Source organism: Paenibacillus sp. FSL W7-1332 (assembly GCF_037969785.1).
Lineage (GTDB): Bacteria > Bacillota > Bacilli > Paenibacillales > Paenibacillaceae > Paenibacillus_AQ.
This window is the reverse complement of sequence record NZ_CP150209.1, coordinates 3,612,613-3,625,701: the sequence shown is the minus strand read 5'-3', so window position 1 is coordinate 3,625,701 and position 13,089 is coordinate 3,612,613. Positions and strand designations below refer to the sequence as shown.

The 13,089-nt window shown below is 40.7% G+C and carries 11 protein-coding genes and 1 pseudogene; 8 read left to right on the top strand and 4 right to left on the bottom strand.

The annotated features are described in order from the left end of the window. Nucleotides 1-325: 325 nt before the first annotated feature. Nucleotides 326-1,591: an IS110 family transposase gene (locus tag MKX98_RS16155; protein ID WP_063477462.1), complete on the bottom strand. Its 1,266-nt coding sequence runs from the start codon at nucleotides 1,589-1,591 to the stop codon at nucleotides 326-328. A gap of 261 nt (nucleotides 1,592-1,852) precedes the next feature. Between MKX98_RS16155 and MKX98_RS16150 the strand changes: the two genes are divergently transcribed. From MKX98_RS16150 to MKX98_RS16135, 4 genes are all read left to right on the top strand, one after another. After that, nucleotides 1,853-2,656, top strand: a complete 804-nt coding sequence (locus MKX98_RS16150; protein ID WP_339224105.1) for a class I SAM-dependent methyltransferase — start codon at nucleotides 1,853-1,855, stop codon at nucleotides 2,654-2,656. Nucleotides 2,657-3,220: 564 nt separating this feature from the next. Then, entirely contained in the window at nucleotides 3,221-4,072 is an 852-nt protein-coding gene (locus MKX98_RS16145; RefSeq protein WP_339224103.1) for an alpha/beta hydrolase, read from the top strand. A gap of 119 nt (nucleotides 4,073-4,191) precedes the next feature. Further along, nucleotides 4,192-4,983: a phosphotransferase gene (locus MKX98_RS16140; protein ID WP_220685255.1), complete on the top strand. Its 792-nt coding sequence runs from the start codon at nucleotides 4,192-4,194 to the stop codon at nucleotides 4,981-4,983. Between the two features lie 539 nt (nucleotides 4,984-5,522). Next, a complete protein-coding gene (locus MKX98_RS16135; RefSeq protein ID WP_220685256.1) occupies nucleotides 5,523-5,699 on the top strand; it encodes a hypothetical protein in 177 nt (58 codons plus the stop codon). 1,420 nt (nucleotides 5,700-7,119) lie between these two features. Here MKX98_RS16135 and MKX98_RS16130 read toward each other — a convergent pair. After that, on the bottom strand, nucleotides 7,120-7,596 hold the full coding sequence (locus MKX98_RS16130) for a hypothetical protein (protein ID WP_339224100.1): 477 nt from the start codon (nucleotides 7,594-7,596) through the stop codon (nucleotides 7,120-7,122). Between the two features lie 224 nt (nucleotides 7,597-7,820). Here MKX98_RS16130 and MKX98_RS16125 point away from each other — a divergent pair, with 224 nt between their 5' ends. The 3 genes from MKX98_RS16125 (at nucleotide 7,821) to MKX98_RS16115 (ending at nucleotide 9,211) form a co-directional block, all read left to right on the top strand. Further along, nucleotides 7,821-8,204, top strand: coding sequence for a recombinase family protein (locus MKX98_RS16125; protein ID WP_308116300.1), 384 nt, complete (start codon nucleotides 7,821-7,823; stop codon nucleotides 8,202-8,204). Nucleotides 8,205-8,602: 398 nt separating this feature from the next. Then, nucleotides 8,603-8,743, top strand: a complete 141-nt coding sequence (locus MKX98_RS16120; RefSeq protein WP_339224096.1) for a hypothetical protein — start codon at nucleotides 8,603-8,605, stop codon at nucleotides 8,741-8,743. Nucleotides 8,744-8,938: 195 nt separating this feature from the next. Beyond that, entirely contained in the window at nucleotides 8,939-9,211 is a 273-nt protein-coding gene (locus tag MKX98_RS16115; RefSeq protein ID WP_339224094.1) for a phosphotransferase, read from the top strand. 114 nt (nucleotides 9,212-9,325) lie between these two features. Here the strand turns inward: MKX98_RS16115 and MKX98_RS16110 are convergent. Next, nucleotides 9,326-9,445, bottom strand: a pseudogene (locus MKX98_RS16110) (coenzyme F420-0:L-glutamate ligase); the annotation flags it as partial. A gap of 5 nt (nucleotides 9,446-9,450) precedes the next feature. Continuing rightward, nucleotides 9,451-10,095: a signal peptidase I gene (gene lepB / locus MKX98_RS16105; RefSeq protein WP_339224092.1), complete on the bottom strand. Its 645-nt coding sequence runs from the start codon at nucleotides 10,093-10,095 to the stop codon at nucleotides 9,451-9,453. 1,388 nt (nucleotides 10,096-11,483) lie between these two features. Here lepB and nikA point away from each other — a divergent pair. Then, nucleotides 11,484-13,061 carry a nickel ABC transporter substrate-binding protein gene (nikA, locus tag MKX98_RS16100; protein ID WP_339224465.1) on the top strand — a complete coding sequence of 526 codons (1,578 nt, stop codon included), beginning with the start codon at nucleotides 11,484-11,486 and terminating at the stop codon, nucleotides 13,059-13,061. Nucleotides 13,062-13,089 lie beyond the last annotated feature (28 nt).

Here is a 13,089-nt window from a genome sequence, read left to right as displayed (position 1 = left end):
TCGCAGGATTTCACCCTGAGCTAAACATGAAAGAAGAGAATCCAGGGGAGTCGGTGGCTGGGGACAGTAGAAAGGGCATGCGGGAACAAGGGTGTTGTGTCCAATACCCACTTTGTTCCATATCATGCACGTCTCCACTTTGCCCTAGTGATTCTCACTCCCATGTCTCAACGGGTCTTAGCCCTTTCATTCCTTCGTCACATCTAACTAAGGGGTGGAGGTCGGTCTTTCTAACGGAACGGGTCCGAGCCCTTTTGTTTAATATCTCCCGATACCTCGTGCTTCTTGTCATCCTGCGAATGCATGAGCTGGTGAGAAAAACTGCTTAAGCTGCTTGCGGAAACACTTTAGTCGAGTCGTAAGCTTCACTGCTTTTGGCCAGACCAACAAGCATACGGGCGACTTTACCGCACAATTTCATTATAGATTTCATTTTCTTGAGTTTTTTCACATCGACATTATGGTGGTGCAGGGCTCTAATATCCGGATTGGTCATGACCATGCACATCGTCATGAGATAGAGAAAACGTCGGAGACGAGGGCGGCCGCGTTTGCTAAGCGCCATTTTACCACGCCACTTTCCGGAACTGGCTTCAGTTAAATTGAGGCCGGCATGTCGTAATAAAGCATTTCCATGTACATAGCCGCTCAGATCTCCAGCTTCTCCTAGAATGCCAGCCAAGCTCGTTGCATTCAAACCCTGAATATCGAGCAGTTTCTGTGCATAGGGGATACGCCTCAAGATGAGATGAAGTTCATGCTCAATTTGTTCAAGTTGGCGCTGAGCCAAGTCATATTCCTCTAGTAGTTGACTCAGATGAAGCTTGTAGGCTTGGAGTGCCTGCGTGGCGCCAATGCTGCATTTTGCTAGTTCAATGAGCTGTTCCGCTCGTTTAACTCCAGCATGACGCTTTACATATTGTTTCCAACCGGTAAGAACCTCTTCTGTGGTTAATCTACTAATTTCCTCCGGTAAGGGAAAGAGTCTGAGCGTAGCAATAGAGCTGGTACAGGTAAGGGTTTTAAAGACCTGGCGCAGCTCAGGGAACACGATATCAACCCATCGATGAATTTGGTTAACAGCACTGTTGAGCCGTTTTGTAACCGTGTCTCGGTTAGCCATGAGAATTCGCAGTTCTTCGTAGGCTTCTGGATGAAAACGAACAGGGGAGTAGTACCCGTTTTTGACCATGTCTGCAATGACAAGAGCATCTTTGCGGTCACTTTTAGATGGCGAGTTGTCACGGTTCTCCTTATTCTTTTTAACGAGATGGGGATTAACGAGAACGGCTTCAATGCGCTGAGAAGAGAGCCAGCGCGCAAGATTCAGCCAGTAATGACCTGTAGGTTCCATGCCTATAATGACTTTGTTAAGCTTGTAGGTTTGGAGTAGATCCTGGATCCAGCGTCCAAATAGCTTGAAACCCTCAAGATGGTTACCGAATTCCAGCGGTGCACCTAAAGCAATCCCGCGAAAGCTGACGGCCCGGGCAACATGAGTATCTTGAGCAATGTCTACTCCGACGACCAGATGATGAGCGGTAATGTTTTCAATGAGTTGATTTTGCTTATCTTGTGCTTTAAACTTCATAGTAGAGCGACCTCCTGGATGGGCTTTTTGAGGCAATGACCTCGTGTGTAACCCCATCGTACCGAGGCGCTCGTTTTTGTTCAATCTCCAAAATATTCGTATTACAGGAATTCTAACGGGCAGGATAGTGCAGCAGATCATAGAATAAATTATGTTATATCCTCGGATCTGGATGTGATTCCCAATGAAATACATGGAGTATTTGAATTTATCGACGGTTCATCCGGCCAAGTCAATCGCCTGCCGTATTAAGGAGGTACTATGAACTCGAAAAATGATAATAAATTGCGCGAATCATTCGAACAAGCCGCGAATATTTATCAGCAGTCGCGTCCGGATTACCCTGATGAATTGTTCGATGACTTAATCTTTGCTACAAATTTGAATCCAGGCGATCGTTTGTTGGAAGTGGGTTGTGCTACAGGAAAGGCTACTCTCCCATTAGCCAAGCGCGGATTTAAAATCACGTGCGTAGAACTTGGAGCCGAGCTCGCTGCAGTTGCCCGTCATAACCTTGTCGGAATGGACGTTGACATAATCAACAGTAATTTCGAAGACTGGCAACCGGAGGCGGGGAATAGTTTTGATCTGGTATTCGCTGCAACCGCTTGGAAATGGGTTGATCCCGAAGTTCGGTACATGAAGGCATGGCAGGCACTTCGTCCTGGCGGACACCTAGCATTTTGGAACGCAGATCACGTTTTTCCAGACGATGAAGACCCATTCTTCCGTGAAATTCAAACCGTTTACTATGAGATCGGCGAAGGTAAATCGGTAGACAACAACGATTGGCCAAGGCCAGGGGAACTTCACGTGCAAAGAGATGAGATTGAGAAAAGCGGCCTTTTTGAGGTTGTTCGCATACGACATTTCGATTGGGAGCGCATTTATCATGTTAACGCTTATATTAAACTCCTCGAAACCTTCTCCGGGCACATACTTATGGAGGAATGGAAACGCGAAAAACTCTTCAACGAAATCCGAGTTCGCCTTAATAGTCGCCCAGAAAAGTCGGTTCGCCGCCACTGGGGCGCTGTTCTCCATGTCGCCCGTCGAAAAGATTGACAATGGAGACAAAAGCTTCCCATCGTTATGCTAACGGGGAATGTTAGTTCAATAAAAGACAAGTAGGCAGCCGTTAACGAGATCGGCTGCCTTTGTTCAACTAACGGGCAGATTAGCGTTGAACTGAGCGGTTAGCCTGAAAGACACTTTCCAGGTGTTGACATAGAAATTCATCATGTGTTAGCATTGCAATAATTGATAAGAGCGGAGGGGTTACGTGTGTTAAACTAATTCTTCGATATTCTTTGCACAAATGAATTTAAATAGTGGTTTAAGGCTATTTGTTTTGCGTGCATCGTAATCGAAGATTGGTTTACCTTCCACGGTAACCTAGTTTAGTACTATGCGATTGGAGACAGGGGTAACTCTAAGCTCATGTCGTATAGACTGGATTTAAAGAAAATGTAATGAACCCTTTTGATCTATCCGGTGAGGGGACTGCGAGTCTATCATAGGATAATCATCTAATTACGTTCATTTTCAATTTCTTTATTCGATTACTGCATGCACAGGCCGATAGCCTGTGTTTTTTTTTATTTCTACATTAATGTTGGAGGAATTTACATGAACGAACGATTAATAAAAGTAAATGGGATTGAAATATGTACCGACAGTTTCGGAATACAAGGTAACCCGGCAATATTACTGATTATGGGTGCCCAATCCTCAATGATTTGGTGGGAAGAAGAATTTTGTCGGCGCCTGGCAGATACAGGACGTTTTGTCATTCGTTATGATAACCGCGATGTTGGACGTTCAACAACTTACGAACCTGGTCAACCGGGCTATACTTTCGAAGATATGGCAGATGATGCTGTTCGAGTATTGGATGCTTATAAAATTCAGCAGGCACACATCGTAGGCTTGTCCATGGGTGGTATGCTGACTCAAATGATAGCTCTGCGGCATCCAGAGAGAGTTTTAACCATTACCCTCTTATCAACGTCCAATTTTGCTCCGGATCTCCCCCCGATGGAGGAAAGGATTATGGATTTTTTCTCGAATGTGGGGGCAATAGATTGGAATAACGAACAATCGGTAGTCGAATTTGCAATAGATAGATCAAGAATCCTAGTGGGTTCAAAGCATCCTTTTGATGAGAAAAAAGTTTATCATTTGGCACAAGAAGAAATAAAAAGAAGCAAAAATATGGCCAGCATCCATAATCATGGCATGCTCACAGGTGGAGAATCCTATTTGTCTAGGACGGGTGAAATAAACGTGCCCGCTTTGGTTATACATGGCACTGAAGATCCGATTATCCCTTATGAACATGGAAAAAATCTTGCTAACGAAATTCCAGGTGCGGTTTTACTGACATTGGAAGGTACTGGGCATGAGCTTCACTATGGCGACTGGGATATAATAATCGATTCTATTTCAAATCACACTGCGATACCAAATCAGTTCAGCTAACGATCAATAATAGACACGAAGGCAGCCTGCCGAACGTTCGGCTGCCTTTTCCAAGCTAATTGAACAAACAGGATTGTTTTACGGTTTAAAGTAAGTCATATCAGGGAGGAATATTTTTAATGTCAAACCATGAAAATGAAGTAATACTAACAGGAGGGAATGTCTCTAAAGTGTATCGTTCGGGAGATACTGTACGACGCGAATTAAAACCAGATAGTTACAAAATTAATAAGCTATTAAAGCATTTGGAGAACAAAGGTTTCAGTTATGCACCAAAATTTTTAGGTATTGATGAAAAAGGAAGAGAGATATTATCATTTATTGAAGGAGAAGCTGGTAATTATCCTTTAAAGGAATACATGTGGTCTGATGAAGTCTTAATAGAAATAGCGAAAATGCTCAGGTTTTATCATGATTCTGTGAGTGATTTTTCATTTGATGAGAGCTGGAAATCGATAGATAACACCCCTCTACAGTTTGAAGTATTGTGCCATAATGATTTTGCAATATACAACATTATTTTTAATCAAGAAAAACCAATAGGTATTATTGATTTTGATGTTGCTGGACCTGGTCCAAGACTTTGGGACATAGCATATACGCTTTATACTTGCGTCCCTTTAAGCAGATGTTATCTTTCCGAAACAGGTGAAATTATTTATTATAATTCATTACAGCATGCTAACCGTATAAAACAAAGAGTTAAATTGTTTTTTGAATCGTACGGTGAAGGAAAGGAAGAAGATTACTTGGAAATGGTATTGCTACGATTAGAAGGGTTATGTAAAACAATTATAAGGAAAGGCAGTGAAGGTGACATTGCTTTTCAAAAGATGATGGATGAGGGGCATCTTGAACATTATCAAAACGATATTAAATTCATTCGAGAACATGGAAAAGAGTGGATTTAAGGTTAGCTTATGCTCAACTAACGGGAAACGATAGCTCACTAAAGATAAAACTGCAGCCGACCAGTTGATCGACTGCAGTTTCTTTACGCTAACGGGCAGGATAGTTCAATAAATTCACGAATACTCTACATATGGAATTATTGACGAAGTTCGTAGATAAGACGTTATCGGAAATCAGCGTGTAAAAAAATATAAAAACAGAGAGCTTACTCTTCAGAGGGGAATATAACATGCTGGTACATACAGGGACGACTACATTAAAAACCAGTAGGTTAGTTTTACGGCAGTTTAACCTAAATGATGTCCAAGTGTCGCAGGACAAGATCTTGTTCCCATTGAGAGTCGCTATTTTAGCGGCTTTTTTGTTTTATCGGTACAAGTTCTTGTCCCGAGTCGAGGACAAGAACTTGTACCGATTGCCGTAAAGGACAAGAACGTGAGCCGATTACCGATTAGATAAATATCTAATTATGTTTCCATGCAATTTCATTAAGCTAATGGTCAGATAAACATAATAGGCAACGAGCGGAGAATCTTATATGATTTCAGGAGTCAGTACCGGGATGCATGTTGAAGCTGGTGAAACCAATAAAGAACAAATGTATAGTCTTGGTGAAGCTACTGGACGAATGCATAAATGGACGCAAGTTAACATGCCTCAGTTACAGTTTTTACAGTGGGAATTACCTTCTAAGGAAAATAACTTGAAGAGCTAAGAATAAACTATCTTGAGACCCAACAGGCAGGTAACGAGAAGTATCTAGCTGCTATTGAAAAGCAAATAGAAATACTTAAAAGGTTCGATCTTGAAAAACTAAAAAATAATAGATTTCAAGGTTGGGCATACTGGGACATGCACATGGATAACCTATTGTTTCATAGTGATAGCCTAGCGGACATTCTGGATTTCGATAGACTTCATTACGTTTATATGGATTTTGATATTTCTCGCTCTCCTTTCAGGAACATTGCGAGCAAATCAAAAAAATATTAAGACTACAAAATCATACATCGAGGGCTACCGAAATCATCGCACAATACTTTCGGAACAGCTAGTTGTTTCGGTTAAATTAACTTGGTATAAAGTGTTCAAATGGGTGCATGAGTAATTTAGAAAAGATAAAGCCATGAGCCGATTTAAAGATGAAATGATATAGATTGCGACGAATGGGAGAATCTCGATGAGATATTTGATAAGTAATGAAAAGGCATAATAGTGTAACAAAAGAAGTTAACGAGTTAAGCTAACCGGAAACGCTAATTCAATCTATAAGATTAAAACCTTCTAATAGAAGCAAACAGTTTTAATAGCTCTTTTAGGAGGTTTTATTTATGTTAGATAAGCGAGCAATGGCGACTGTATGAAACAGATAAACGTATCCAAGGATTCAGTCCGAAGACCTTACAAGCCTATGCTCTGCACTGAAAATGAGGATTGGGGGACCTGGATTAATCAGATGTTACTCAGATATTATGTAGTGCTCGAGATGCAATGTATTTAGGACTTAAATGGAATGAGAGGGGGAGTTCGTAAGGAGTTACTATGCTCGTAAATGGAAAGGTGATCAAGGAGGGAAAGCTGGAGGACGGTATGTCTACGTGCCGCTATGCACCGGATGCTTATAAAGAGCAGTGCAGAACAAGCAGACACAGATACATAAACATTTATTTTGTCAATTTATCTGGCTAACCTCTCCCATTCTTTAGGTCTTGAACAGAATAACGTTATGAGTGGCTGGAAAGTTGCATAATATTTCAGTATCCTTAAAGGTATACAAAAGGGAGCGTATGCATTTCTGCAGCGATCCCTTCTTTATCTTCATCAGTATAATCCGAATGTTTGCAACTAGTTTAATGCTTCTGTAACATCAAAAATAACCGGAGTCCAGAGAATAATGCATTTTACTTCCCAGGAAAATTTGGGCCGAACACAATTCAATAGAGACAGAATCTATATATTTTAAGCGGACATTCCTTCCGCTTTATTTGCTGTGCAATTTTTTTAATACATCGGAAAAACAAACGGCATGGGACTCACTCCCATACCGTACTGGATTCCAATTTTTGTTCCCAATCTTGTCTTTGGACTAAACTTAATGTCATTGCCTGGTTAGGGTGCCTTTTGGGAATGCTATATTAAAGACCTAATTCCTCATACGTAGAAGCAATTCGGGAAGATGCTGCACCTTTTAAAGTTCCCGTCGATGTAAAGTTAACATAATACGTGCCTGAGTAAGGTACCTTACCCCACATGTTTTGTGATTCTCCAGGGGCAATAGTAAGACTATCCCATACTGTTCCCGTTGGAGAGCTTGATGTGAGAGTAACTATCATTTTTGTTGTTCCTGAATTTTTTATTAGCACTTTAAGCCAAGGTAAATCATTTGACATTACAAGCATTTTTGATTCACTTGTTCTACTCCCATCAAAATTTATGGACCATGGCTTATCAGAAGCGAAAGGAACAATAACGCCTGTTTCATTTCCAGATTGCTCTATCAACCCTGGTGGTGTTGTTGGTAGAGATACATCTTCAGCAAATGCGGAAGATGCCACACCAAAGATACTTGCAGAAATTGTAGTAGCCAAAATACGTTTGATTGCTTTATTCATCTAAATATCTCCGAAATTATATATTTGCAAAATCATTTTATGTAAAAGTGTTATTTCTAAGCTTGTCGTCTAGTTAACCTACTTTTACCTCTGTTATTCTCATATAAATAACGCTTTAAGTTGCTGTAAAGTTATGAGGATCTTTTGAAAAATAGCATAATTTCTTGTTTATAAACTATATCCTTTTTATTTTTAAACGTTTATAACAACGATGGGCAGCATAAATGAGAAAATACGGTTATGGCCGAGTGTCCGAAAAGGATCAAAATGAAGATAGACAGCTTACAACATTGCGAGAACAAGGCATTCCGGAAGAATACACTTTTTTCGATGAAGATAGTGGGAAAAACTTTGATCGACCCGAGTATCAACTGCTGAAGCGTGTCATGCATGAGGGCGACATCTTATTTGTAAAATCCATCAATAGGTTTGGCCGTAACAAGCAAGATATTCTAAAAGAATGGCGATGGTTGATCTATGCGAAAATCCATGTTGTGGTGATAGACATACCCATTCTGGATACACGCAAGTATGAAGAAGTGATCGGGCAGCTCATTATGGATGTTGTACTTCAGATTCTTAAGTTGGCTTGCCGAAGAGGAACGTAAGGGAATCAAACAGGCGCAGGCTGAAGGGATTGCTGAAGCCAAGAAAAAAGGGAAGCACCTGGGGCGGCCGCGAATTAACTTGAATACTCTTACACCAGGGCAAGGGGCATCCTGGATGCGAACTATAAGCTCTGGAAGAATAGGGAGTTGTCGGCTGTAGAATTTATGAGGAAGCTCGATCTGAAGAAGAACACTTTTCACAATAAGAGAATATGAAAAATGGGTTGGTGTCTCAGTGATATTAACAGACGTATAGAATATGCGGGAGGAGTAGAAATGAAAATCCCTTGAATTTTTTAACGATGGTTTACTTTTTCGAAGTTGGGTTAGGAGAGTGCAGAGGATTCGATCAGCCGGGACATAATTAGACAATATATATACAGAAGGGAAGAGTATGTGTGTTTACACCGACAGCTAAAGCCAATATCGAGCATATGTTGGAAGGGGATCAAGTGACCGTCGGAGGGTATGCTGCTGGAGAAGATATACGATTTGAAGTTAGTCGTAAAGGTACGGAATTTACCGTGATAGATGTTTGATCGCCTTGTTCTTATAGATGAAGACTCTATTTCAATTTTCATGGGCAATAAGTGTATGACACTAAATATGTCGTACTTGTCTAATGACACAAAAGTGTCTACATTTATTAAAGCTGAAAAGCCTCTGGCTTATCAGGATTTTTTTATTTTGTGTAGATTAATTTGTGTCATCAAACAATGCACAAAAGTTGGCTTGTGCGAAATAAACGAATCGTTGGTGTGATTGATTGGGATACAATGGGCGTTGGCGATCCTGCATGCGATGTCATGGTCGCATGGAAGTTACACTCGCCGGCAGCACGTGACGCGTTCCGCAAATATCTTCCTACGGATGACACTACATGGGCAAGAGCCCGCGGATGGGTCGTATCGCAGGCGGCGGCAGTGCTGGCTTACTACACGCCAGAAAACAATCCAGTTCTGTACCATGAGGCGAAATCCTGGCTCGACCTAGTATTGTCAGAATGATGCTTGATAATCTTGCTGTTAAGTATCAATGGTGTCATGGAGATCGAATCCGATAGTTGAATAGGCAAGCAAAAAAGGATGTCTCGATTAGGAGACATTCTTTTTGCACCGATCTTATTTTGTATAGTTATCGAAGTAACCTTGGATATAGACCATGGGTGTTCCTTTATCCCCACTACCAGAAGTCAAATCAGATAATGAACCAATTAGATCTGTTAATCTGCGAGGTGTAGTAAAGTTTATTTTTTATATCCAATAACTGTACCTATGATATCCTTTTTATGAATCGGGCCAAATTTAAAACTATCGACGCTTCTCCACCAATTATCTCCTATAACAAAATAATGTTCCTGTGGAATTGTGATTTCTTCAACATTTTGATGAAAATAATCATTAAACCGATGAGGATCTTCCTCGTTCTCGTTTGCCCATACAATATACTGCTCCTCGGTCATTCCGTGATTCCTTGCGCTACCATAAAAAGCATCAAGACGTAGATCATTGATAAAAATCTGACCTTTCTTTACTTTTAACCTTTCTCCGGGCATTACAACAATCCGTAGAATTTTCGTCTCCGGTATATACGGAGGTTGGTTTTTCAACGCTTCTTTAGGTGTCTCGATGTATACCACATCACCTCTGTTAAATTCACGTTGATTGGGATTAACAACAAATTTTCCCCATTCACCTGAATGATACTCAAATGTCCCCTGATCCATCTCATCAATTAAGTTTTCTATTAGTATGGTATCTTCAGGCACATCTTTCATTTCACTAACGTAATAAGGAGTCACTGTATCACTAATCGTTTGAGGTGTTGATTCTTGAATATGACAACCGGTTACCAAGAATAACAGGATGAATGCAAACCATACGATTCTCATCTTTCCCCTCCAAGGTATATAAAGTTTTATTGAGTTTTTTATCGAAGCATTAAGATATCATGTCGATCGTCCCCTTTCTGTTAGGCTTTACTTCACATTTAATATAACGGATAGTATTCCTTTAGATTTACTATAATAATAAAATTACAATCCAGGAGTGTTAATTTTCAGAAAAGATGGTAATGTCTTTTACTTATCCAATCACAAAAATTTTAAAGCTATTAAATACAAACGACTTGAATTATATACAAAAGTATAATTAACTTGGTTTGTGTTCAAATAAATTTACATGGCGTATTTAACGAAACCTGAGTTCATATTCAAACACCAAACATTTATTTCGAAGTAGATTTTACGTATAAGGCAACATCAGGAATTTAAAAATGTCACCGCTGACTTCTATTTATGGAGGGAGGCGGTGATCTTTTTTGGGGTATTGTGGCACGTTGTTCAAATTTGATCTTCAATACTTTGGAGCTCCATGGGAATGGAATCTAAGTACCGGTATTCCTCAATTTTTATAGTGTCAGTATTCCAGTTACCATCATCATCTTTTGTTAGTATTTCTCTTTTAATCGGAAGCCCAGTATTTTCATCAATGGATACTATCTCCTTACGATCCTCTGTTTCTGATGTAACTGTTTTAACATGTGAGTTATCAGTCAGGGCTTTTCTTGATTGAGTCCATCTTTGATCCGTGAGTTCTTCCTTTTGTTTTTCGAATAACGAGATTTCAAGTAACCTTTTGTTCTCTAATGCTAAGTTGTCAGGCAGAGTCCATGTAGTCCCAATTAGTAATCCTGTATAACGGCGTGCGAGATGATGTAGCGTATCGGTTCCAACGTTTAAGGTAAATCGACATTACTTAAAGGATTTTGCCAATGCAGGCAAGTACAGTCGCATGGCTCGGACAATTCATAGGAAGCTTTAAAGATTATTCGAATATTGGCTACGTCTCTCAAAAAGCCAACAGTTTTAACGGGTTTTCCTGCACTGTTGAGGAGTGGTTAGGAAGTAATTAGTGTAAAAAGGGATGGTATCGTGTTTAAGACAATGGACCGTTATTTGTACTAAATCGGTCTCATAGCAAGTCTACATGCATAAGGCTATGGAATCTTAAGGCGAACGAATATTTTTAAGTCTGCGATGTCAACTGGCGCAGTCCTCTAATTTGTATAGAAAATTCCATGGAAGAATTTGTTGACTATTTTTTGATGACATGCTATATTTTTTTCGGATTAAATAGTAATGATTACAATTAAGTTGCACTGAGTAAAAATGGGAAGAGATAGGGGGATCAATGAGGGTCTGGTCTGGGAAAGAAATTCATTAGCAGTACATTAATTATTTTTGGGAGGGAAAGCGTGAACAGAATTCTTAAGGTTTGTATGTACATTATCACGGTTGCACTGATAGCAGGGTGTGGTGAAGCAACTCAGGGTAAGAATGGTGAGTCGGCAATCCAAGATGAAATTATCTATGCAACAGCCAAAGATATTCATGACATGAATCCTCATTTGTACACGGGTTCCATGCCAGCTCAGGGGATGGTGTACGAGTCTTTGGTAGAGAACACAGAAGAAGGCATCAAACCATTGTTAGCTGAAAAATGGGACGTTTCGGAAGATGGAAAAGTGTATACCTTTTATTTAAGGGAAAATGTGAAGTTTCATGACGGAGAGCCGTTTAATGCCGAAGCGGTCAAGCAAAATATCGATGCCGTCCAGCGTAATGCCGAGAAGCACGCTTGGATAAAACTATCGTCCAAAATAGAAAGTGTAGCCGTTCTGGATGAATACACCGTCCAAATCAATTTGAGTGAATCATATTATCCTGCACTGGTCGAACTGTCCATGACACGACCCTATGTATTTATTTCCCCCAAAGACTTCATTCAAGGTGAGACGAAGAATGGCGTGAGCGGGTCCAACGGCACAGGTCCTTACATATTCAAGGAACATCAGATCGACCAGTATGCATCCTTCACCGCTAATGAGGAGTATTGGGGAGGAACTCCAAAAATCAAAAAAATTACTGCAAAAGTGCTTCCGGCCGGTGAAACCACGTTCCTCGCTTTGCAAAAAGGAGAAGTGAATTTCGTATTCACTGATGACCGGGGAGCGGACAGCCTCGATGTACAAGCGATGAACCGCTTGGTCGATACGGGGAATTACCAAATAGTCCGAAGTGACGCCATGAATACAAAAATGATCGTTGCCAACAGCAGCCAATCGGAAAGCCCGATAAGCGAAACCGCCGTCCGGGAAGCTATCTGGTATGCAATAGATCGGGAAACCATCAGCAAGGACATATTTGAAGGCACAGAAGCGGAAGCGGATCGATTGTTCTCATCCAACGTCAATTATGCAGACGTCCAATTAAAGGAGCGGGGTTATGATGTAGAAGCGTCCGAGCTCTTACTGGACCAAGCCGGATGGAAATTAGCCAGTGGCAATGACGTCAGAAGTAAATCGGGTCAAAGACTGGCCATGAATTTATATTACGACAGCAACTCCTCCTCACAAAAAACACAGGCTGAATTTATTCAAAATGCATTAAAATCAATTGGATTACAACTGGATATTATCGGCGAAGAATCCACTTCCATTGCGAATCGCCGATCTACAGGGGATTATGACTTATTGTTCAATCAAACTTGGGGATTGGCGTATGATCCTCAAAGCACCATCTCGGCCTTCACCTCGGAAGCTTCTTATCTCCACACTACCAAGGGAATCGAGGAAGCAGATGACCTCTACAACCTTATTCAGAAGGTAATGGTCTCTACCGATGAAGATAACCGGACAAATTTGTACGCGGAGATCATGCGGATCGTGCATGATGAGGCCGTATTTATCCCGATTTCGAATGGCAGTGTTACGGTGCTCGCACCTAAGGCATTAAAAGGGATTGCTTTCAAACAAACGCAATTCGAGCTCCCGTTCGAAAGCATGTATTTTGAATAGGACAGACCATCATTCGATAAGGAGAGAT